The sequence below is a fragment of the Pseudomonas sp. Leaf434 genome (assembly GCF_001425545.1).
In the GTDB taxonomy this organism is placed as follows: Bacteria; Pseudomonadota; Gammaproteobacteria; order Pseudomonadales; family Pseudomonadaceae; genus Aquipseudomonas; species Aquipseudomonas siliginis.
On record NZ_LMQZ01000001.1, the window covers coordinates 1,491,783 to 1,513,081 of the forward strand.

Below are 21,299 nucleotides of genomic sequence, written 5' to 3' on the forward strand. Positions count from 1 at the left end.
CATGCGCACCGAACAACCGAAGATGATTTACCTCAAGGACTATCAGGCACCCGAGTACCTGATCGACGAAACCCACCTGACCTTCGAGTTGTTCGAGGACCACAGCCTGGTTCACGCGCAACTGGTGATGCGCCGCAACCCGGAACGCGGCGCCGGCCTGCCGCCGCTGGTGCTCGACGGCCAGCAACTGGAGCTGCTGTCGGTGACGCTGGCGGACCAGGAGCTGAGCGCCGCTGACTATCAAGTCTCGGACAGCCACCTGACTCTGCAGCCAACCAGTGAAACCTTCACCCTCGACACCAGCGTGCGCATCCATCCGGAAACCAATACCGCGCTGGAAGGCCTGTACAAGTCCGGCACGATGTTCTGCACTCAGTGCGAGGCCGAAGGATTCCGCAAGATCACCTATTACCTCGACCGCCCGGACGTGATGAGCAAGTTCACCACCACCGTCGTGGCCGAACAGCACAGCTACCCGGTGTTGCTCTCCAACGGTAACCCGATCGCTTCCGGCCCCGGCGAAGACGGCCGGCACTGGGCGACCTGGGAAGATCCGTTCAAGAAACCGGCGTACCTGTTTGCGCTGGTCGCCGGTGATCTGTGGTGCGTCGAAGACACCTTCACCACCATGAGCCAGCGCAATGTCGCGCTGCGCATTTATGTCGAGCCGGAAAACATCGACAAGTGCCAGCACGCGATGAACAGCCTGAAGAAATCCATGCGCTGGGACGAAGAGGTGTACGGTCGCGAGTACGATCTGGACATCTTCATGATCGTCGCCGTCAACGATTTCAACATGGGCGCGATGGAGAACAAGGGCCTAAACATTTTCAACTCCAGCGCCGTGCTGGCCCGCGCTGAAACCGCCACCGACGCCGCGCACCAGCGGGTCGAGGCGATCGTCGCCCACGAATACTTCCACAACTGGTCGGGCAACCGCGTGACCTGCCGTGACTGGTTCCAGTTGTCGCTCAAGGAAGGCTTCACGGTGTTCCGCGATGCCGGTTTCTCCTCGGACATGAACTCGGCGACGGTCAAGCGCATTCAGGACGTGGCGTACCTGCGTACTCACCAGTTCGCCGAAGATGCCGGGCCGATGGCCCACGCCGTGCGTCCGGACAGCTTCATCGAGATTTCCAACTTCTACACCCTGACCGTGTACGAAAAGGGTTCGGAAGTGGTCGGCATGATCCACACCCTGCTGGGCGCCGAAGGCTTCCGTAAGGGCAGCGATCTGTATTTCGAACGCCACGACGGTCAGGCCGTGACCTGCGACGACTTCGTCAAGGCCATGGAAGATGCCAATGGCGTTGATCTCAGCCAGTTCAAACGCTGGTACAGCCAGGCCGGCACACCGCGTCTGGCCGTCAGCGAGTCCTACGACGCTGCGGCGAAAACCTACAGCCTGACCTTCCGCCAGAGCTGCCCGCCGACCCCGGACAAGGTAGAAAAACTGCCGTTCGTGATTCCGGTCGAGCTCGGGCTGCTTGATAGCCAGGGCAACGAAATCGCCCTGCGTCTGGCTGGTGAAGCCTCGGCACAAGGCACCACTCGGGTGATTTCGGTGACCGAAGCCGAGCAGACCTTCACCTTCGTCGACATCAACGAACAGCCGCTGCCATCGCTGCTGCGTGGCTTCTCGGCGCCGGTGAAACTGAGCTTCCCGTACAACCGCGATCAACTGATGTTCCTGATGCAGCACGACAGCGACGGTTTCAATCGCTGGGATGCCGGTCAGCAATTGTCGGTGCAAGTGCTTCAAGAGTTGATCGGCCAGCATCAGAAAGGCGAGAGCCTGAAGCTCGATCCGCGTTTGGTGTCGGCGCTGCGCACGGTGCTGTCCGACGACTCGCTGGATCAGGCGATGGTTGCCGAAATGCTCTCGCTGCCGGGTGAGGCTTATCTCACCGAGATCAGCGAAGTGGCCGACGTCGAGGCGATTCATGTCGCGCGCGAATTCGCCCGCAAGCAACTCGCCGAAGGTTTGTTCGAAGCGCTGTGGCTGCGTTATCAGGCCAACCGCGATCTGTCGAAGAAAACTCCGTACGTGGCTGAGGCCGAGCACTTCGCCCGTCGCGCCTTGCAGAACATCGCCCTGTCGTACCTGATGCTCAGCGGCAAGCCGGAAGTGTTGGCAGCGGCGCTGGAGCAATTCGAGGCTGCCGACAACATGACCGAGCGCCTGACCGCGCTGGCGGTGCTGGTCAACTCGCCGTTCGAAGAGCAGAAGGCCCTGGCACTGGCCAGCTTCGCCGAGCACTTCAAGGACAATCCGCTGGTCATGGACCAGTGGTTCAGCGTGCAGGCCGGCAGCACCTTGCCGGGCGGTTTGGAGCGGGTGAAGGCGTTGATGCAGCACCCGGCGTTCAACATCAAGAACCCGAACAAGGTGCGGGCATTGATCGGCGCGTTCGCCGGGCAGAACCTGATCAACTTCCACGCGGCGGACGGTTCCGGTTATCGCTTCCTTGCCGATCTGGTGATCGAACTGAACGGCTTCAACCCGCAGATCGCCTCGCGCCAACTGGCCCCGCTGACCCGCTGGCGCAAATACGACAGCGCGCGTCAGGCGTTGATGAAGGCTGAGCTGGAGCGGATTCTGGCGTCCGGGTCGCTGTCCAGTGATGTGTATGAAGTGGTGAGCAAAAGCCTGGCGTAACCCGATCCGGTAGGAACCGTCGAGTTGATCGTTCCCATGCTCTGCGTGGGGACGATCAACAAAAAATGCCGCTCAACGAGCGGCATTTTTATTGGCACAACAAACAGCTATTTACGCAGATCAAACCGATCCAGATTCATCACCTTCGTCCAGGCCTTGACGAAATCATTGACGAACTGCGACTTCGCGTCGGAACTGGCATAGACCTCGGCCAATGCGCGCAATTGCGCATTCGAGCCGAACACCAGATCCACCCGAGTCGCCGTCCACTTTGGCGCCCCGGTCTTGCGGTCACGGCCTTCAAACTCATCAGCATCCCGTGACGTTGGGGTCCACTCCACGCCCATGTCCAGCAGGTGGGTGAAGAAGTCATTGCTCAGCGTTTCGGTTTTATCGGTGAACACGCCATGCCGCGTCTGGCCGACATTGGTGTTCAATACCCGCAAACCACCCAGCAGCACGGTCATTTCTGGTGCCGTGAGAGTCAGCAACTGCGCCTTGTCGATCAGCAGGGTTTCCGCCGCAACCGTGTATTTGCCTTTGCTGTAATTGCGGAAACCATCGGCGATCGGTTCGAGGAAGCCGAACGATTCGACATCGGTCTGCTCCTGCGAAGCATCGACGCGGCCCGGTGAAAACGGCACCGACACCGAATGCCCGGCGTTCTGCGCGGCTTTTTCCACCCCGGCATTACCGGCCAGGACGATCAGGTCCGCCAACGAGATCTTCTTGCCATTGGCAGCAGAACCGTTGAACTCGTTCTGAATGCTTTCCAGTGTGCTCAGCACTTTGTCCAGTTGTTCGGGCTGGTTGGCCTGCCAGAACTTCTGCGGGGCCAGACGCAAGCGCCCGCCATTGGCGCCGCCGCGTTTGTCCGAGCCGCGGAACGTCGACGCCGCCGCCCACGCGGTCGAGACCAGTTGCGACACCGACAGTCCTGAATTCAGCACCTTGTTTTTCAGCGCCGCAGCGTCGCTGTCATCAATAAGCGGGTGCGTCACGTCGGGCAGCGGGTCTTGCCAGAGCAATTCCTCTTGTGGCATTTCCGGGCCGAGGTAGCGAGAGAGCGGCCCCATGTCCCGATGGATCAGCTTGTACCAAGCGCGGGCAAATGCGTCGGCGAGCTGATCGGGATTGGCCAGGAAACGCCGGGAAATCTGCTCGTATGCAGGATCGAAGCGCAACGCCAGGTCGGAGGTGAGCATGGTCGGCGAGAGCTTCTTGTTCGGATCGTGAGCGTGGGGAACGGTGCCTGCACCCGCGCCGTTTTTCGGTTGCCACTGATTGGCGCCCGCCGGGCTTTTGGTCAGCTCCCACTCGAAGCCGAACAGGTTTTCCAGATAGTTGTTGCTCCACTGCGTTGGCGTGGTGGTCCAGGTCACTTCCAGACCACTGGTGATGGTGTCGGCGCCTTTACCGGTGCCGAAGGCGTTTTTCCAGCCCAGACCCTGTTGCTCCAGACCGGCCGCTTCCGGTTCGGGGCCGACATTGTCAGCCGGGCCAGCGCCATGGGTCTTGCCGAACGCGTGGCCGCCGGCGATCAGCGCCACGGTTTCTTCGTCGTTCATGGCCATGCGGCCGAAGGTTTCGCGAATGTCCTTGGCCGAGGCCACAGGATCCGGGTTGCCTTCCGGGCCTTCAGGGTTGACGTAGATCAGGCCCATCTGCACGGCGGCGAGGGGATTTTCCAGATTGCGTTCGCCCTGATCGGTGCGGCTTTCTTCACGGCCATGCAAATCGGGCTCAGCCACCAGCGTGCCGTCACCGGGCTCTTGCACTGGGCCATTACTCTTGCCGTAACGGTTGTCGCCGCCCAGCCACTCGGTTTCCGAACCCCAGTACACGTCTTCATCCGGTTCCCAGACATCGGCGCGGCCCCCGGAAAAACCGAAGGTCTTGAAGCCCATGGATTCAAGGGCGACGTTGCCGGTGAGCACGATCAGGTCGGCCCAGGAAATGTTGCGGCCGTATTTCTGCTTGATCGGCCACAGCAGACGGCGGGCCTTGTCGAGGCTGACGTTGTCCGGCCAGCTGTTGAGCGGGGCGAAGCGTTGCTGACCGGAGCCGGCGCCGCCACGGCCGTCGGCGGTGCGATAGGTCCCGGCGCTGTGCCAGGCCATGCGCACGAACAGTGGGCCGTAATGGCCGAAATCGGCTGGCCACCAGTCCTGAGAATCAGTCATCAGTGCTTTGATGTCTTGTTTCAGCGCCTGGAAGTCGAGGCTTTTGAAGGCTTTGGCGTAGTCGAAGTCCTGGCCCAGCGGATCGGACTTGGGGGAATGCTGGCTGAGGATTTTCAGATTGAGTTGATTCGGCCACCAGTCACGGTTCGTCGTACCGCCGCCGGCGGCGTGGTTGAACGGGCATTTCGATTCGTTTGCCATGTTCGGATCCCTATCAGGTCTGCGGCCGGCTCGTGCCGACTTCGGACTGGTAAGGCTAGACCCGAGTTGGCAAGTCGGCTAATAGCCGCAGTCTTGGCAGGCGATAGGCAGGCTCTTTTGCTAGCGCGATATCGTGATGAAAAAGCAGCGTTATTTCGAAGCGATCTTAAAAACTGTCAGCTTTGACAGTGGTTGATACCACGCAATCCCAATACGTTGGAGTCAACGCACCGTCACCTTTACCTCAAGGGAATATCGACATGTCTCAGGACAAAACAAGTGACCTTCTGAACAAACGAAATGCTACCGGTAGCTTTGTCGCGTTTCTCGATGACGTTAAATTTTTGGAGAGCAAGTTATGTGTTTATGCAGAGACCGAGACGGAATTTATCATCATCGGAACTGACGATTTTATACACACGGTCGAGTTGTCTGTGCCGAATGCGTTGGAGGGAGATGGTCCTCACACAGTGACTTTTCCAACCATGGGACGGTATTGGAAGGTTATGATCAATCATTTTGACCAACCCATTATTGAGGGTGAACTCATCGTCACCTTTGCCAATTTTCGCAAAAACGTAGCAGGCACTTTTGCTCTGGATCTGGGAAAAGCCAGGAAAGTGACAGGCAAATTCGATCTTACACTCGATACCCCGAAGCAAAGTGACAGGCGAGTGCAGCCTTTATAAATAAAGACGTCAACTCGATTGCGCGGTGTCGTCCTCGGGCACGTCATCAAGAATGTCATCCTGCCCAGGCAGTTCAGTGATCACGCTGAAGTCCGATACTTCAACCGCGCCATTGCCGTAGCCCAGCAAATGAAACGAGAAGGCTTTGCGCGGCTGCGGGTTTTCAAAGCTGAAATCCATCTCCAGCGGCTGATCCGCCGTGGCGACCATTTCTGCTGGCAGGCCCAGTTGCACGTCCTGTTCAAATTCCTTGGCCTTGAGCTGAATGTACGCCGCCTGCTGCGGATCGACCGAGCGCACGGTCAGGCGCACGCGGGTGTGCGAGCCTTTGGGCATTTCCAGGTATTGCGCGCCGATCAGGTTGTCGGCCCAGTCATCCTTTATCTGCGCTTGCAGAGGGATGATGTTGTTGCTGCCGAACTGGTAGCGATGATTTAGCGGTGTGCGCAGCAAGGACAGGTCCAGCGCATCGGCGCGCGCGGCGATCTGCCGGGCCGGGTGGCCGCTGTAGGTGCCTTTGTATGTGGCACTTTCGGCGATGAAGCCGGTGCTTTGGTAATAGCGGCAGCGGCGCGGCAGATCGCACTCGGAGAAGATGCCCTGACCGTTGTGGTAGCGCAGTTTGCCGTTGGTGAACGACATGATTTCTCGCCCCGAATCGTAGTCGCGAAACAGCGACCGCCCGCTCAGCGCAGTCGGCACCGGCAGGTCGAAATAGTCGAGGATCGAGGTGCTCAGATCGACGTGGCCGTAGACCCCGGCATTCAGACGCGGCAGTTGCGCCTGCTCCGGTGCCAGCGTCAGGTTGAAACCCCACGAGGAGGCCAGCCGCACGCCGTCGATGCCATGGGATTCATCCGAGGTGATCACCACCAGTGTGTCCTTGAGAACGCCCTGGCGCTCCAGCCCTGAAAGAAACTGATCCAGCGCATCGTCGAGATAACCGACGGCAGCCTGCTTGGGCGTCTCATAACGCTGCAGATAATCCTCCGGTGCGGAGTAGGGCTGATGGGTGCCGACCGTCAGCAGAGTCAACATCCACGGCTGCTTTTGCTTTTTCAACTGGCCGACGTAATCCAGCGCACCTTCAAAAAACGCCTTGTCATCCTTGCCCCACGGGAACTCCAGATAGTTGCTGTTGCTGAACCATTCCAGGCCGTGGGTCGCATCGAAACCGATGTGCGGCATGATCTTGTCTTTGGCCATGAAGCGCAGGCCGGCGCCCTGCAAATAATGAGTGCTGAAGCCGTGTTCGCGCAGCTGCGCCGGCAGGCAGGCCTGATTGCGTTCGTTGAGGGTGAGCATTTCCACGCCTTTGGGCGTGCCGTTGTTGAGCTTATCGTAGTCACCGCACAGCATGGCGTACAAACCGCGAATGGTCTGATGGGTGTGCAGCACGTAATCCGGTGTGTTCATGCCGCGCTCGGCCCAGCGGCTGAGGTTGGGCATCAGGTCTTCCTGGTAATGACTGCCGATCGCCTCGCGGTTGGCGCGGATGTAGGCGCCGGGAATGCCTTCCAGGGCAATGATCAACACATTGCGCGCCTGACCCGGCGCGGCGAGCAGCTTCTGGCCAATGAGATCGACATCGGTGAGCCCGGCCATCGCCGGTGTCGGTTCTTCGACGTCGCCGTCCAGCCATTCCTCGGCCTGGATCTGCAGGTCGGCCACTTCGCTGGCGAGCAATTGATGCGGCAGGTTGTACAGGCGCCAGGCGTCGCCGTCATTCGGCCACAGGTTTTGCGCGCCCCAGTGCGCGGCGAACAAAACGATCGGCGCGGCCCAGGCAGCGCGCGGCAATGCCGGCCGAGCCAGACCGCGCCCCACAAATTGGGCCAGCAGCCAGAAAACCAACGCACCCAGCAAAGCAATGGCCAGGGCAGGGTGCGCAAGTCCGCCGCCAGTGGAGTTCTCGACGAACTGCGGGTCGATCAGGTAGTGAATATCCGAAGGCGTCGGCAGGCGGCCGACGGCGCTGACCAATTCTGCCGTGGCGATCGCCAGCAGCGCCCAAAACACCAGCACCGGCAAGGCCAGCCACCACGTACGGCGATGCAGCGATACCAGCAGCAGACTACCCACGGCCAGATCCGACAAAAAGCCCAGCGGTGACGACCAGCCCAACGCTGCACGCAGGCACACCGGCACGATCAATACCAAAACGATTAGAGAAAGAAGGCGGGCATTCGGCCGCCGCAGCCAGTTGAAAAGAGCGCTCACAAAAAAGGCCTGCTTGTCATCAAAGGGTCAAAAAAGTGTGGGTGATGATATCAAGGGCAGGAAGGCTGATCGGCTTTTTAAACCTGCGGCCGGCGATCCCCGAAACGGCGCGTGCCCATAGCGGGCGTGGGTTGTGGGAAGTAGTGCCATTTTTCCCGAGGGCAGTTTTTTGTTTCAGACTGTTGTAGGTTCATCCACTGCTCCTGAATTTCAGCAGCAGACGCTAAATCGCGGAGTGCTATAGATATGCGATAAAGATATTTAATTTATGTTTTTTATAGCTATAAAGTCAGGCCTTTCAGCCCACCCATGCTGCGAGGTTGTCATGGCCACACCGTTCAAACGTTCTGCGCTGACTCTGTTGGCCGCAACTCTGGCAGCGGGCGCGCTGTTCAGCAGCGGCGCCCAGGCCGAGGGCAAGATCAGCATCGCCCAGCAATTCGGTATCGGTTATCTAATCCTCGATGTCGTGCGCGATCAACAGCTGATCGAGAAACACGGCAAGGCCCAGGGCCTGGAGATCAAGGTCGACTGGAACAGCATTTCCGGCGCTACGGCCATGAATGAGGCGCTGCTCACCGGAGCGCTGGACGTCGTCTCGGCCGGCGTGCCGCCGATGCTCACCGTGTGGGATCGCACCAAGGGCAAGCAGAACGTCAAAGCCATCGCCGCGCTGGGGTCGATGCCCAATTACCTGCTGACCAACAACCCGAACATCAAAACCCTCAAGGACTTCAGCGACAAGGACCGTATCGCCGTGCCGGCCGCAGGTGTAGGCTTCCAGTCGCGTACCCTGCAGATAGAAACCGCCAGGGAGTTCGGTGATGACCAGTTCAAGAAGTTCGATAACATTTCGGTCAGCCTGCCGCACCCTGACGCCACCGCTGCGCTGATTGCCGGCGGCTCGGAAATCAACTCGCATTTCTCCAGCCCACCCTTCCAGTACCAGGCGCTGCAAAACCCCAACGTGCATAAAGTGCTGAGCTCCTACGACATCCTCGGCGGCCCGGCGACGTTCAACGTGCTCTACACCACGGAAAAATTCCACGACGAAAACCCGAAAACCTACAAAGCTTTCTATGACGCACTGGCCGAAGCCGAGAACATCATCAAAGCCGACAAACCCGCCGCCGCCCAGGCCTACATTCGTGTAGAGCAATCGAAACTGCCGCTGGCTCTGGTCGAGCAAATCGTCAAAGACCCGGAAATCGACTTCACCGTCGTACCGCAACGCACGTTCATCTATGCCGAGAAATTGCAGGAACTGGGCGTGTTGAAAAACAAAGCGGCGAGCTGGAAGGATTACTTCTTTGAAGAGGCGCATGGTGGGGCGGGGAGCTGAGGGCTTTGGTATCACCCAGAATTAATGTGGGAGCGAGCCTGCTCGCGAAAGCGGAGTTTCAGCCACAGATGATTGGACTGACCTGACGCCTTCGCGAGCAGGCTCGCTCCCACAGGTTTAGGGGCGTAAGCCTTCTTCCGGCCAATAAAAAAAGGGGCGGCCTGATCATCGATCAGGCCGCCCCGTTTTTCTGTCAGGCGAACAGTCTTTCAGTCAGCGATCAATGCATCTTGCTGTGATCGTGGCCGCCCATGTTGGTCAGCGCGCGGACCGGTGCCTTGACTTCAATGGTTTCTTTCTCGCCCTTGGCGTTTTCCACGGTCAGGGTCAGCGGCACGTTTTCGCCTTCCTTCAACTGACCGGTCAGGCCCATCAGCATGACGTGGTAGCCGTTCGGGTCGAAGCTCACGGCTTTGCCGGCAGGCAACTCAACCGACTTCACCGGGCCCATGGTCATCACATCGTTCTTCATGCTCATTTCATGAATCTGAACGTCCTTGGCCACTGGCGAGGCAACGCTGAGCAGTTTGCTGTCGCTGTCGGCAGTGACGGTCATGAACGCGCCGCTGGCGGACTGGGTCGGCACGGTGGCACGGACCCAGGCGTCGTCGACTTTGGTCTGCGCCGACGCCTGAAAGGCCAGGCCGAGCAGGGACAGTGCACATACGGTGCGTTTGAGGTGATTCAGAACGGGATGCATCAGCAGACCTCCATAACAGTAAGCAAATCTTCCGTGCACTCTTGGGCTGTCAGCGAAGTGGACAGGCCCAGGCGCAACTCACCACGCGAGTCGTAGACGTAGCTGGTGGACGTATGGGAGATGGTGTAGGTGTCGCCGGCCGGGACTTTCTCGTAGAACACGTCGAATTCCTTGGCGGTGGCCTTGGTTTCCTCAAGCGTGCCGTACAGCGCGACGAAGCTCGGGTCGAAGGCTTTGACGTAGGCGTCGAGGATCTGCGGCGTGTCGCGTTCCGGGTCGAGGGTGATGAACACCACTTGCAAACGATCGCCGTCGCGGCCCATCAGTTTCTTGATCTGCGCGGCGCGGGCCAGGGTGGTGGGGCAAACGGCCGGGCACTGGGTGAAGCCGAAGAAGATCATCGGCATCATTCCGCGAAAGCTCGACAGCGACATGGTTTCGCCTTCGGGATTCTTCAGCTTGAAGGTGCGTCCGAGGATCTTGTCGCTCAGATCCTTGCCGTACTTGTACGACAGTTGGCCACGGGTATCGCAACCGGCGAGCAGGCCGAGCCCGAGCACGCCCATTCCCGCAAGTACCTTGCGGCGAGTCAACAAAGCCGTCATCTAATACCGCCTTTTGCAGCCCGCAAGTCGGCAGGACTGGCGGGGGGTTAACCGTAAAAGCGCCGCATGATAGCAAACTGAGGCTGATCGCCGGCTGCCGATCGCCGCGCGGTGCCGGATCGGACGACAAAAGGTGTAAGAAGAAATGACGAATAAGCCATGCGTTCGCCGCGACCAAACTCGATTTAAATAGTATGACGATTGGAGGCGGGCGCAGAAACACGTACTCTTGCCGCTGCGCTGCAAAGACCAAAACAACAACAGGAGTCTGTAATGCAACCGATTCGTCTCGGCCTGGTGGGCTACGGCAAGATCGCCCAGGATCAACACGTCCCCGCCATCCTCGCCAACCCGGCGTTTCAGTTGGTGGCGGTCGCCACCCAAGGCAAACCTTGCGCCGGGGTGGAAAACTTCCAGTCGCTGGGCGAGCTGCTCGAGAACGGCCCGAGCGTCGATGCCATTGCTTTCTGCACGCCGCCACAAGGGCGCTTCGCACTGGTGCAACAGGCGTTGGCGGCCGGCAAGCACGTGCTGGTGGAAAAACCGCCCTGTGCGACATTGGGCGAGGCCATGGCCCTGGTCGATCAAGTCGCCGAACAAGGCGTCAGCGCTTTGTTCGCCTGGCACTCGCGCTACGCACCGGGCATCGCCGCCGCCCGCGACTGGCTTGCCAGCCGCACCCTGCAAAGCGTGCAGATCGACTGGAAGGAAGACGTACGCAAGTGGCATCCGGGTCAGGCATGGATCTGGCAACCGGGCGGCCTCGGCGTCTTCGATCCGGGCATCAACGCTTTGTCGATCATCACCCACTTGCTGGCGCTGCCGCTGTTTGTCGAAGCCGCCGAACTGCGGGTGCCGAGCAACTGCCAGTCGCCGATTGCCGCCTCGATCAAAATGTCTGACCCGCATCAGTTGGACGTACGCGCCGAGTTCGATTTCGACCATGGCCACGACGAACTGTGGAGCATCGAAATCCGCTGCGCCGAGGGCGTTCTGCGCCTGGACAACGGCGGCGCCGTGCTGAGTATCGACGGCGTGCGCCAAAGTGTGTCGGAGGAGGGCGAGTACGCAGCGGTCTACCGCCACTTCCAGCAATTGATCAGCGACAAGGCCAGCGACCTGGATCTGCAGCCGTTGCGCCTGGTGGCGGACAGTTTCTTTGTCGGCAGCCGGACGTTGGTTGAGCCGTTTTACGATTGAGTGAATTTCAGCTTGAGTCGTCATAGCGCGTAAGCAGGTCTGCGTCGCGCAGGCCGCCAGACAAATAAAGCCTGCTTTTAACAGCAGGCTTCTTGGTCACTTTATTGGCTGCGTTCTGTAGGTTTCATACAGTTGCTGAATGTCGGGATTGTCCAGATTCGCGTAGACGATTCCTTCCTTGTCCAAACCGTCCAACCCTTTGATACCGCCAATCACTTCGGGCCATTCCTCACGGCTTGAGATATCTACGACGTGGGGCTTCAGATAGTCGTCCAGGTGGCCTCTGGAAGGATCGCGGATCTCGTCGCTGAGCGCCCGTAAATACGCATCTTTGTTGGTCTTCGACCAATCGATGGCGAACTTGGCTCGATAGCATAGTTCCATGTGAACGAGCAGGATGGTCCGCCCATTACCATCCAGAAACGGATGAGCGAAAGCCAATTGGCCCATCACCTCGCCAGGGCGCTCGTGGAAGCGTTTTTTGTTTGCAGCGAGCTCCAGCGCATATTCGACGGATCTTTTAATCAGCTCAGGTCGCTCGAAAGGTGTGTGATGCGGATCGTCTTTTGATCCTTTGAAAACCGCGAGGTGGGGAACAAGCTCATTCCTGTCTTTGCCTGACCATGGGTAGAAACCGGCAAACAGGATTTCATGAGTTTTGAGTATCGCTTGATAGTCGATGGATCTCTTTTTTGCCAGATGAGCAAGGGCTTCTTCGATACTGGCTTCGAAAGAGAGATGTTCCGATTCCTTTACTTCAACCGGGTCTTTCAGCTTGAGCGAGTTGCGAAGGTAGCCTTCAGTTTCGAAATCGCCGAAGGGGTCGAACGTCATGCGCTGAGCTGCTTTTTCGAACGCCTTTTTTCCTGAAGGTAACGTCCTTGCAAGGCCATGATTTCTGCCTTGTTCAACACACCCTTTCGCTTCAGATTAACCAGCAACTGCTCAACATTATCTAGCTCGACGGCATCACCAGCCAGTTGCGTTATCGTTGCCGCCATGCGGCTCAGGCCGTCACGCTCGGCGCCAATGCGGTGTTTTTCTGCAAGCTTGCATACTTCGCTCGCGACGCTGTCAGTGGCTGATTCGCTCATTGTTAACCCCTCGTTTTCTCTGTCGGAGCATAGCATGGCGCCGTTCTGGCGGATTAACCGTCGAGCATTTCAACGTTTGCCATTGTCCGGTTTGAGTGGACGGTGAAACACTTTTCAGCCGATTTATCCCTTTGCTGTGCGTCAGTAATCTGTACCCAACTTGAACGCAACAACAAAACTCCAAACTTGAAAAGGGACGCACACCATGACCACTCCAACCTACAACCGCCTGAACAAAGACGACGCTATCGTGCTGCTGGTTGACCACCAGACCGGTCTGATCTCGCTGGTGCAGGACTTCTCGCCGAACGAGTTCAAGNTTACAACCGCCTGAACAAAGACGACGCTATCGTGCTGCTGGTTGACCACCAGACCGGTCTGATCTCGCTGGTGCAGGACTTCTCGCCGAACGAGTTCAAGAACAACGTGCTGGCGCTGGCGGATCTGGCCAAGTTCTTCGACCTGCCAACCATCCTCACCACCAGCTTCGAACAAGGCCCGAACGGCCCGCTGGTACCGGAGTTGAAAGAGATGTTCCCGGACGCGCCGTACATCGCTCGCCCAGGTCAGATCAACGCTTGGGACAACGAAGACTTCGTCAAGGCAATCAAGGCCACCGGGCGCAAGCAGATCATCATTGCCGGTGTCGTAACGGATGTCTGTGTAGCGTTCCCGACCCTGTCGGCGCTGGCGGAAGGTTTTGATGTGTTTGTGGTGACTGATGCGTCCGGCACCTTCAACACCACTGTTCAGCAAGCCGCGTGGAGCCGCATGACTCAGGCTGGCGCGCAGATGATGAACTGGTTCTCGGTGGCCTGTGAGCTGCACCGCGACTGGCGCAACGATATTGAAGGTCTGGGTAACCTGCTGTCGCAGCGTATTCCCAACTACCGCAACCTGATGAACAGCTACTCGGCGCTGACGCAGCAGAAGTAAGCGTTAAATCCAAAGCGAAAGCCTGCTTCGAAAGCAGGCTTTTGCGTTTTCTACAGAACGCCGTTCGTCCATTGTCGGGCACTTGTCACGCAAGGGCATTTCACACGTTCAGGTACCTATCGCTGAACACCTCGGAGAACGACATGGACATTGATGAAAACGCACCGGGCAACCAGTCGCAACAAGCCGTGACGCGCACCACCGACAACGAGACGGGGCACGATCCCAAGCGGGAAAATCCCGAGGTGCCTTTGCCGCCGGACGATGAGGCACCGGTCGAGGAAGATATGTCAGATGTGGATGCGGCCAACTCGGTGTCAACCGAACATCCGCCGTCACGCTGATCGAGCGATTTAATCGATGCCTCCCACTCTGGAATTAGAGTGAGAGGCTCTCCCGCGCACCCTTATGCAGTTCAGTCACCGACATCGTGAAAACCAGTATCGACCGGCCAGGGTTGGAATATCCGTGCGCTAAATCCCCGGTGGGAGCGAGCCTGCTCGCGAAGACGGCGACACATCCAGCATCTTTGCCGACTGACCCAGCGCTTTCGCGAGCAGGCTCGCTCCCACAATGTTCCGTGTTGTCCATTGATTTGGTTGCGCCACAAAACCCTGTGGGAGCGGGCTTGCCCGCGAAGACGGCGGCACATCCAGCATCTTCGCCGACTGACCCAGCGCTTTCGCGAGCAGGCTAGCTCCCACAATGTTCCGTGTTGACCAATTATTTGGTGGTGCCACAAATCCCCGGTGGGAGCGAGCCTGCTCGCGAAGGCGGCGGCACATTCAGCATTTTCATTGACTGGTCTACCGCTATCGCGAGCAGGCTCACTCCTACAGTTGATTGTGATTCATCTGGTCTCAGTAAGGGCTCGCGGTCGGGCGCACGATCAGTTCGCTGACGTCGACATCCGCCGGTTGTTCGACGGCATACGCAATCGCGCGGGCGATGGCTTCGGCGGGGATGGCGATCTTGCGGAATGACTTCATCTCGGCGCGGCCGCCTTCATCGGAAATGCTCTCGGCCAGTTCCGATTCGGTCACGCCCGGTGCGATGACGGTGACGCGGATATCGCCGCCCACCTCCTGACGCAAGCCTTCGGAAATCGCCCGTACGGCGTATTTGGTCGCGCAGTACACCGCCGCAGTAGGGCTGACCGCGTAAGCGCCGATCGAGGCGATGTTGATGATCTGCCCGGCGCGCTGGCGCTGCATCAACGGCAGGCTGGCGGCGATGCCGTGGAGTACGCCACGGATGTTGACGTCGATCATGCGGTTCCACTCATCGACCTTCAGCGCGTCCAGCCGCGACAACGGCATGACCCCGGCGTTGTTGACCAGCACATCGACGCGGCCGTAATGCTCGACGGCGAAATCAACGAAGCGCTGCACATCCTGCTGATCGGTGACGTCCAGTGCGCGGAACTGCGCGTGGCCGCCGGCGCTATTGATCCCTTCGGCAATCACGGCCAGACGCTCGGTGCGCCGTGCACCCAACACCACTTTGGCGCCACGTTCGGCGAGCAGGCGTGCGGTGGCTTCGCCGATGCCGCTGCTGGCGCCGGTAATCACGATCACTTTTTCTTGAATGTTCAGCATGATGTCGTCCTCTTCTGTGTGCCCGTGAGTGGGCTTGGAAGAAGATTAAGTGCGGCGGCTCATGGGCTATTAATCGATTCCTCCTCGGGATTTGCCCAATTCTGCTGCATCGCTTTTCGAAAGGTTTTCAGGCCCCGCGTGGCGCGTCCCGGTAGGCACTCGGAGTGACCCCGACTTCACGGCGGAACACCTGGGAAAAGTGGCTGGGGCTGGAGTAGCCGACTTCCAGGCCAATGTCGATCACGCTGCGTGCGGTCTCCAGCAACAGATGACGCGCGCGGCTCATGCGCAGGCGGATGAAGTATTGCGAGGGCGATAAACCGGTGGCGCGTTTGAAGGTGCGGCTGAAGTGGTAGTCGCTCAGCCCGGCGATGGCGGCCAGATGACTGAGACTGAAATCCTCCGCCAGATTCGCATTCATGGCTTCGATCACCCGGCGCAGTTTGTAGGCGGGCAGGGCGTTGTCGCGGCGCGGGTTGCTGTCGGGGTCGAGATAATGACGCAGCAAATGGATCGCCAACGCCTGGGCCAGGCTGTGCACCAGCAGTGCACTGGGATGGCGCTGTTCGGTCAGTTCGACGCGCAGTTGCTCAAGAATGAAGCTGACCTGCTCGTCACGCGCACCCGACACGTCGACAAACGTCACTGCACCGGCCTGTTCGCCGAAGGCTTCGCGCGCCGCGTGTTCGATCAAGCCCAGACCAAGATAAAGGTGCATGACTTCGAAGACCTCGCAACCTTCGGTCTGCCAGCGCATTTCGTAGGGTTCCCGGGTGTTGGTCAGGAAAAAATCGCCCGCCGTGACCTGGCTCGCCTGCCACTCTCCGCCCAACGAACGTTCTTCGACCCGGGCAGTGCCGGCCAGTACCAGCACCAGCAGCGGTTCCGCCACGCACGGCACGCGGATCGGCTCAAGCAGGGTTTGATGGTGGAACAGCTGCACCACGGCATCCTTGATCTGCGGTCGCGGCGTGGTCGTTTCCGCAACACCGGGCAGATGCTCCGGCATGGCCTCGGCGGCGATGCGCGCGGGCTGGCTGATTGTCGGTGTAGCAGGGCTGGCAGAGGGCACAGGACGCTCCATCAAAAGCTTCGGCTGCGAATGATTTTGAAGGTTAGGGCGGGCGAACGAGAAACTCCAGCGCAAAACTCCGACAGTCCCGGCAATCGCCCGAAAGCCCGGCGGCGGCCAGTGCGCGACAGTGAAGCCGTGTTCACGACCGCGCCATCAGGCGCAACACCGATTCGCTATCGAGGAGTTAAAACCATGACTGATTTCAACCACACCCTGCCCCAAGAAGTCGCCGGCAAAGTTGCACTGGTCACTGGCGCGGCCAGTGGCATCGGCAAGGCGATTGCGCTGATGCTGCACGCTCGCGGCGCCAAGGTGATTGCCGAAGACCTCAACCCGGCTGTCGAAGCACTGGCTCGTCCCGATCTGGTGCCGCTGGTGGCGGACATCACCGAGGACGGCGCCGCCGAACGCGCAGTAGGCCTTGCCGTCGAGCAGTTCGGGCGCCTGGATATTCTGGTCAACAACGCCGGGATCATCATCAACAAAGCCGTGATCGACATGAGCCGCGACGACTGGGAAAAGATCCAGGCAGTGAATGCCACGGCAGCCTTCCTGCACTGTCGCGAAGCGGTGAAAGCGATGATCCCGAACAAGTCCGGTGCGATCGTCAATATCGCCTCCTATGCCTCGTACTTTGCCTTCCCGACCATCGCCGCCTACACCGCTTCCAAAGGTGCGCTGGCACAACTGACCCGCACGCTGGCCCTGGAAGTCATCGAGCACGGCATTCGCGTCAACGCGATCGGCGTCGGCGATGTGGTGACCAATATCCTTAATGATGTGGTCGAGGACGGCCCGGGCTTCCTCGCGCAACACGGCGAAGCGGCGCCGATCGGTCGGGCGGCGCAGCCGGAAGAGATCGCCGAGATCGTGACCTTTCTGGCCTCCGACCGCGCCAGTTTCATGGTCGGCTCGGTAGTCATGGCCGATGGCGGCATGACGGTAACGGCAGGCTGATAGCAGTGCGGCAAACCATGGGCACGTAAGAAGATGTGCCCATGGTTTACCCCGATCTGACCGACGCAGAATCAGGCAAATCTGCAGCATCTTTGATCTAGTCGCCGCTGGGTAAAACTGGCTAATCTTCCTGGGCAGTTGACCCACCTTCGTCTGCTTTCGAGGCCCTTTGCATGGATAAACACGACGCTTCCATCCTCCACGACACGGCGGTGTATCGCGCCGAGCTGGTGCGCCTGCTGACCCAGCGCTTTGATGCGCCGGGCACCTACGAAACCGCGATTGCGCCGCTGCACGTGATCCGTCTCGATGGGCCGTCCGAGCTGATCCATGTCGTGCACCGCCCGGCGCTGTGCCTGATCGTGCAGGGGCGCAAGGAAGTCGGGCTGGGCGACGAACGTTTCCTCTACGACCCGTTGAATTACCTGGTGGTGTCAGTGACGTTGCCGGTGTCGGGACGGGTGATCGAAGCCTCGCCCGAGGCGCCGTATTTTTGCGTACGGCTGGATTTCGATCCGGCGCAACTGACGCAACTGATTGCCGAGTCGCCGCTGACCGGCATGCCGCAAGACGCCGGGCGCGGCATGTTTCTCGACAAGATCGACGTGACATTGCTCGACACCATGCTGCGTCTGGTGCGCCTGCTGGATAACCCGCGCGACATCGGCATGCTCGCACCGATGGTGTTGCGTGAGCTGTATTACCGCCTGCTGCGCGGCCAGCACGGGCATCTGCTGTATGAAATCGCCGTCAGCGATTCGCAGACCCATCGGGTCACGCGGGCCATCGACTGGCTGAACAAGAACTTCACCGAGCCACTGCGCATCGACGCGCTGGCGCAGGTGGCCAATCTGAGCAATTCGGCGCTGCATCACCGCTTCAAAGCCGTCACCGCCATGAGCCCGCTGCAATATCAAAAACAGCTGCGCCTGCAAGAGGCGCGGCGGCTGATCATCAATGAAGGGCTGGACGTCTCGAGCGCCTGCTACCGCGTCGGCTACGAAAGCGCCTCGCAGTTCAGTCGCGAGTACAACCGCCAGTTCGGCTGCCCGCCATCCAAGGAGCTCAGCCGCCTGCGTCAGACCGGCTGATTACCTCGGGAGTCCCGCCCATTCCTCACGAAACCCCAACAGAAAATCCACAAACGCCCGCACCCGCTGCGGCACGTAGCGGCCGTGCGGGTAGAGCAGGGTGTAGGGGCGCGAACGTCCGGCGTACGGCTGCAGCACTTCAATCAGGCGGCCATCGGCGAGTTCTTGCTCGACGATGAAACGGTAAGTCTGAAACAGCCCGGCGCCGTGCTTGGCCAGCGTCACACCACCGAGCACATCGTCGGAACAGGAATAGCCACCGTCGGAAATCACTTCCAGGTCTCGGCCGTTTTCCTGAAACAGCCAGGAAATTCGCCGCCCGCTGCTGGGCAATTCGAACTGGATGCACTCATGCGCGATGAGATCGTCCAGCGTCTGCGGCGTGCCGGCTCTATGCAGATATTCGGGGGCGGCGACCACCACCAGGGCGGCGTCTTCCAGCAGGCGCGCGATCAGGGTCGAGTCCGGTTGCGCGCGTACGCGTATCGCCAGGTCGTAGCCTTCATCGACGAAGTCGATATTGCGATTGCCCAAGTGCACGTCGACCGTGACCTCGGGGTACAACGCGCGAAATTTCGGCAGCAGCGGCAGGATGCGGTGATGCCCGTAGGTGGTCGGCAGACTGATGCGCAGTCGCCCTGATGGCGAAGTCTGCGCGCCCATGACTTCCTGCTGCGCTTCGACCAGTTGCGTCAGCGCCTGGCTGCATTGTTCGAAGAAGCTCCGTCCGGCGTCGGTGAGGCGAATGCTGCGCGTGGTGCGCGCGAACAGTCGCGAACCCAGGCGTTGCTCCAGACGCAGAATCGACCGGCTCACCGCAGCGGGCGTGACCCCGGCCAGTTGCGCGGCGGCGGTGAAGCTGCCGGCTTCGGCGGCCAGGCAGAACAGTTCGATACTGCCTAACTGCAAATCTTCAAAATGGCGTTTCATTGTGGCTCGCACCGAGGATCGACGGACGTTCATCCTCTGTGTACCACAACCAACGACGCCGCCGGTATCCACCGGCGGCGTTGCAGGGTTTCGATCAATGGCCGGCGCTCTGGCCACCGTCGACATGCAGGATCTCGCCAGTGACGAAATTCGCCCCGTCGAGGTAGAGGATCGCTTGCACGATGTCGTCGATTTCACCCATGTGGCCGACCGGGTGCAGGCTGCCCAGCGCCTGATGGGTTTCCTCAGCGTGCATCGGCGTTTTGATGATGCCCGGCGATACCGCGTTGACCCGGATGCCGCGCTTGGCGTACTCGATCGCCAGGGATTTGGTCGCGGCGTTGATGCCACCCTTGGTCAGCGACGCCAAAACCGAAGGCACGCCGTCGATTGCATGATCGACCAGGCTGGTGGTGACGCTGACGACGTGGCCGCTGCCGTGTTTTTCCATCTCGGCGATGGCCAGTTGCGAGATGTAGAAGAAGCCGCTCATGTTGGTCGCCACGACCTGGGCATAGTCCGCCTGGCTGTAAGCGGTGAACGGCTTGGCCAGAAAGATCCCGGCATTGTTGACCAGCGTATCGACGCGACCGAAGCGGGCGACGGCGGCGCGAATCACGCGCTCGGCGGTTTGCGGATCGGCAATGTCGCCGGCAACGGTCAGCACATCCGGGTCACTCGACTCTTTGATCGAGCGCGAGGTTGCGACCACTTGATGGCCAAGGGCGCGAAAGCCTTCGACCAGACCTGCACCAATGCCTTGCGAGGCGCCGGTGATGACAACTACTTTTTTCGATGTGCTCATGATGATTTCCTCTGTCGCTGGCCCGTCAGGATGGCGGGTGGCTGTTGGAGGAGACTTTAGGAAGTTGTGCCGAGTTGATAAATGGGGGCTGAGGTACATCATTTGTACTGTGGTGTATCTAATCAGAGCGGGTCTCGAATGATTGTCCCGTTTGAGTGGACGGTGAAACGCTTTTCAGCCGATTTATCCCTTTGCTGTGCGTCAGTAATCTGTACCCAACTTGAACGCAACAACAAAACTTCAAACTTGAAAAGGGACGCACACCATGACCACTCCAACTTACAACCGCCTGAACAAAGACGACGCTATCGTGCTGCTGGTTGACCACCAGACCGGTCTGATCTCGCTGGTGCAGGACTTCTCGCCGAACGAGTTCAANTACAACCGCCTGAACAAAGACGACGCTATCGTGCTGCTGGTTGACCACCAGACCGGTCTGATCTCGCTGGTGCAGGACTTCTCGCCGAACGAGTTCAAGAACAACGTGCTGGCGCTGGCGGATCTGGCCAAGTTCTTCGACCTGCCAACCATCCTCACTACCAGCTTCGAACAAGGCCCGAACGGCCCGCTGGTACCGGAGTTGAAGGAAATGTTCCCGGACGCGCCGTACATCGCTCGCCCAGGTCAGATCAACGCTTGGGACAACGAAGATTTCGTCAAGGCGATCAAGGCCACCGGGCGCAAGCAGATCATCATTGCCGGTGTGGTAACGGATGTGTGTGTAGCGTTCCCGACCCTGTCGGCGCTGGCGGAAGGTTTTGATGTGTTCGTAGTGACTGATGCGTCCGGCACCTTCAACACGACCGTGCAGCAAGCCGCGTGGAGCCGCATGACTCAGGCTGGCGCGCAGATGATGAACTGGTTCTCTGTAGCCTGCGAGCTGCACCGCGACTGGCGCAACGACATCGAAGGTCTGGGTAACCTGCTGTCGCAGCGCATTCCCAACTACCGCAACCTGATGAACAGCTACTCGGCGCTGACGCAGCAGAAGTAAGTTCACCACCCACGAAAAAG

The 21,299-nt window shown here is 59.5% G+C and carries 17 protein-coding genes and 2 pseudogenes; 9 read left to right on the plus strand and 10 right to left on the minus strand.

Annotation, left to right across the window (positions count from 1 at the left end; all coding sequences use genetic code 11):
• Window position 1: 1 nt before the first annotated feature.
• Window positions 2-2,659 carry an aminopeptidase N gene (pepN, locus tag ASG55_RS06590; protein ID WP_056784682.1) on the plus strand — a complete coding sequence of 886 codons (2,658 nt, stop codon included), beginning with the start codon at window positions 2-4 and terminating at the stop codon, window positions 2,657-2,659.
• Window positions 2,660-2,766: 107 nt separating this feature from the next.
• On the opposite strand, the gene katG is transcribed toward pepN, so the two are convergent.
• Window positions 2,767-5,043 carry a catalase/peroxidase HPI gene (katG, locus tag ASG55_RS06595; RefSeq protein WP_056784686.1) on the minus strand — a complete coding sequence of 759 codons (2,277 nt, stop codon included), beginning with the start codon at window positions 5,041-5,043 and terminating at the stop codon, window positions 2,767-2,769.
• A 260-nt stretch (window positions 5,044-5,303) separates the two neighbouring features.
• On the opposite strand from katG, the gene ASG55_RS06600 reads away from it, so the two are divergent.
• On the plus strand, window positions 5,304-5,732 hold the full coding sequence (locus ASG55_RS06600; RefSeq protein WP_056784689.1) for a hypothetical protein: 429 nt from the start codon (window positions 5,304-5,306) through the stop codon (window positions 5,730-5,732).
• Window positions 5,733-5,741: 9 nt separating this feature from the next.
• On the opposite strand, the gene ASG55_RS06605 is transcribed toward ASG55_RS06600, so the two are convergent.
• Window positions 5,742-7,952 (minus strand): LTA synthase family protein, encoded by a 2,211-nt coding sequence (locus tag ASG55_RS06605; RefSeq protein ID WP_056784692.1) that lies wholly within the window; start codon window positions 7,950-7,952, stop codon window positions 5,742-5,744.
• A gap of 325 nt (window positions 7,953-8,277) precedes the next feature.
• Between ASG55_RS06605 and ASG55_RS06610 the strand changes: the two genes are divergently transcribed.
• The gene (locus ASG55_RS06610; RefSeq protein ID WP_056784695.1) at window positions 8,278-9,294 is read left to right on the plus strand and encodes an ABC transporter substrate-binding protein; all 1,017 of its coding nucleotides are present in this window, start codon (window positions 8,278-8,280) and stop codon (window positions 9,292-9,294) included.
• A gap of 220 nt (window positions 9,295-9,514) precedes the next feature.
• On the opposite strand, the gene ASG55_RS06615 is transcribed toward ASG55_RS06610, so the two are convergent.
• Together ASG55_RS06615 and ASG55_RS06620 are read right to left on the minus strand one after the other, a co-directional pair.
• Window positions 9,515-9,994: a copper chaperone PCu(A)C gene (locus tag ASG55_RS06615; protein WP_056784698.1), complete on the minus strand. Its 480-nt coding sequence runs from the start codon at window positions 9,992-9,994 to the stop codon at window positions 9,515-9,517.
• A complete protein-coding gene (locus ASG55_RS06620) occupies window positions 9,994-10,599 on the minus strand; it encodes an SCO family protein (RefSeq protein WP_016774221.1) in 606 nt (201 codons plus the stop codon). Before ASG55_RS06620 ends, ASG55_RS06615 begins: the two co-directional genes overlap by 1 nt.
• 273 nt (window positions 10,600-10,872) lie before the next feature.
• Between ASG55_RS06620 and ASG55_RS06625 the strand changes: the two genes are divergently transcribed.
• A complete protein-coding gene (locus tag ASG55_RS06625; RefSeq protein WP_056784700.1) occupies window positions 10,873-11,799 on the plus strand; it encodes a Gfo/Idh/MocA family protein in 927 nt (308 codons plus the stop codon).
• A gap of 96 nt (window positions 11,800-11,895) precedes the next feature.
• Here ASG55_RS06625 and ASG55_RS06630 read toward each other — a convergent pair whose 3' ends face one another.
• On the minus strand, window positions 11,896-12,633 hold the full coding sequence (locus ASG55_RS06630) for a Fic/DOC family protein (RefSeq protein WP_056784702.1): 738 nt from the start codon (window positions 12,631-12,633) through the stop codon (window positions 11,896-11,898).
• Window positions 12,630-12,893, minus strand: coding sequence for a hypothetical protein (locus tag ASG55_RS06635; RefSeq protein ID WP_016774224.1), 264 nt, complete (start codon window positions 12,891-12,893; stop codon window positions 12,630-12,632). The genes ASG55_RS06630 and ASG55_RS06635 overlap by 4 nt, the downstream gene beginning before the upstream one ends.
• Before the next feature lie 320 nt (window positions 12,894-13,213).
• Between ASG55_RS06635 and ycaC (ASG55_RS06640) the strand changes: the two are divergent.
• Both ycaC (ASG55_RS06640) and ASG55_RS06645 read left to right on the plus strand, forming a co-directional pair.
• Window positions 13,214-13,829 (plus strand): annotated as a pseudogene (gene ycaC, locus ASG55_RS06640) (isochorismate family cysteine hydrolase YcaC); the annotation flags it as partial.
• A gap of 143 nt (window positions 13,830-13,972) precedes the next feature.
• Complete coding sequence (locus tag ASG55_RS06645) at window positions 13,973-14,173, plus strand: hypothetical protein (protein ID WP_016774226.1); 201 nt, start codon at window positions 13,973-13,975, stop codon at window positions 14,171-14,173.
• A gap of 516 nt (window positions 14,174-14,689) precedes the next feature.
• Here the strand turns inward: ASG55_RS06645 and ASG55_RS06650 are convergent.
• Window positions 14,690-15,427 (minus strand): SDR family oxidoreductase, encoded by a 738-nt coding sequence (locus tag ASG55_RS06650; RefSeq protein ID WP_056784708.1) that lies wholly within the window; start codon window positions 15,425-15,427, stop codon window positions 14,690-14,692.
• A gap of 127 nt (window positions 15,428-15,554) precedes the next feature.
• Window positions 15,555-16,436: a helix-turn-helix domain-containing protein gene (locus ASG55_RS06655; RefSeq protein ID WP_082530287.1), complete on the minus strand. Its 882-nt coding sequence runs from the start codon at window positions 16,434-16,436 to the stop codon at window positions 15,555-15,557.
• 258 nt (window positions 16,437-16,694) lie between these two features.
• Here ASG55_RS06655 and ASG55_RS06660 point away from each other — a divergent pair, with 258 nt between their 5' ends.
• On the plus strand, window positions 16,695-17,459 hold the full coding sequence (locus tag ASG55_RS06660) for an SDR family NAD(P)-dependent oxidoreductase (protein ID WP_056784713.1): 765 nt from the start codon (window positions 16,695-16,697) through the stop codon (window positions 17,457-17,459).
• 173 nt (window positions 17,460-17,632) lie between these two features.
• Complete coding sequence (locus ASG55_RS06665) at window positions 17,633-18,550, plus strand: AraC family transcriptional regulator (RefSeq protein WP_056784717.1); 918 nt, start codon at window positions 17,633-17,635, stop codon at window positions 18,548-18,550.
• Here the strand turns inward: ASG55_RS06665 and ASG55_RS06670 are convergent, their stop codons facing one another.
• Both ASG55_RS06670 and ASG55_RS06675 read right to left on the minus strand, forming a co-directional pair.
• Window positions 18,551-19,480 (minus strand): LysR family transcriptional regulator, encoded by a 930-nt coding sequence (locus ASG55_RS06670; RefSeq protein ID WP_056784720.1) that lies wholly within the window; start codon window positions 19,478-19,480, stop codon window positions 18,551-18,553.
• A gap of 94 nt (window positions 19,481-19,574) precedes the next feature.
• On the minus strand, window positions 19,575-20,285 hold the full coding sequence (locus ASG55_RS06675; protein WP_016774234.1) for an SDR family NAD(P)-dependent oxidoreductase: 711 nt from the start codon (window positions 20,283-20,285) through the stop codon (window positions 19,575-19,577).
• Between the two features lie 379 nt (window positions 20,286-20,664).
• On the opposite strand from ASG55_RS06675, the pseudogene ycaC (ASG55_RS06680) reads away from it, so the two are divergent.
• Window positions 20,665-21,279: pseudogene (gene ycaC / locus ASG55_RS06680) on the plus strand (isochorismate family cysteine hydrolase YcaC); the annotation flags it as partial.
• Window positions 21,280-21,299 lie beyond the last annotated feature (20 nt).

Bases quoted from the DNA above. Each gene is read 5' to 3' on its own strand.
- pepN (WP_056784682.1), top strand. From the start codon at position 2: ATGCGCACCGAACAACCGAAGATGATTTACCTCAAGGACTATCAGGCA.
- katG (WP_056784686.1), bottom strand. From the start codon at position 5,043: ATGGCAAACGAATCGAAATGCCCGTTCAACCACGCCGCCGGCGGCGGT.
- ASG55_RS06600 (WP_056784689.1), top strand. From the start codon at position 5,304: ATGTCTCAGGACAAAACAAGTGACCTTCTGAACAAACGAAATGCTACC.
- ASG55_RS06610 (WP_056784695.1), top strand. From the start codon at position 8,278: ATGGCCACACCGTTCAAACGTTCTGCGCTGACTCTGTTGGCCGCAACT.
- ASG55_RS06615 (WP_056784698.1), bottom strand. From the start codon at position 9,994: ATGCATCCCGTTCTGAATCACCTCAAACGCACCGTATGTGCACTGTCC.
- ASG55_RS06620 (WP_016774221.1), bottom strand. From the start codon at position 10,599: ATGACGGCTTTGTTGACTCGCCGCAAGGTACTTGCGGGAATGGGCGTG.
- ASG55_RS06625 (WP_056784700.1), top strand. From the start codon at position 10,873: ATGCAACCGATTCGTCTCGGCCTGGTGGGCTACGGCAAGATCGCCCAG.
- ASG55_RS06630 (WP_056784702.1), bottom strand. From the start codon at position 12,633: ATGACGTTCGACCCCTTCGGCGATTTCGAAACTGAAGGCTACCTTCGC.
- ASG55_RS06635 (WP_016774224.1), bottom strand. From the start codon at position 12,893: ATGAGCGAATCAGCCACTGACAGCGTCGCGAGCGAAGTATGCAAGCTT.
- ASG55_RS06645 (WP_016774226.1), top strand. From the start codon at position 13,973: ATGGACATTGATGAAAACGCACCGGGCAACCAGTCGCAACAAGCCGTG.
- ASG55_RS06650 (WP_056784708.1), bottom strand. From the start codon at position 15,427: ATGCTGAACATTCAAGAAAAAGTGATCGTGATTACCGGCGCCAGCAGC.
- ASG55_RS06655 (WP_082530287.1), bottom strand. From the start codon at position 16,436: ATGCCGGAGCATCTGCCCGGTGTTGCGGAAACGACCACGCCGCGACCG.
- ASG55_RS06660 (WP_056784713.1), top strand. From the start codon at position 16,695: ATGACTGATTTCAACCACACCCTGCCCCAAGAAGTCGCCGGCAAAGTT.
- ASG55_RS06665 (WP_056784717.1), top strand. From the start codon at position 17,633: ATGGATAAACACGACGCTTCCATCCTCCACGACACGGCGGTGTATCGC.
- ASG55_RS06670 (WP_056784720.1), bottom strand. From the start codon at position 19,480: ATGAAACGCCATTTTGAAGATTTGCAGTTAGGCAGTATCGAACTGTTC.
- ASG55_RS06675 (WP_016774234.1), bottom strand. From the start codon at position 20,285: ATGAGCACATCGAAAAAAGTAGTTGTCATCACCGGCGCCTCGCAAGGC.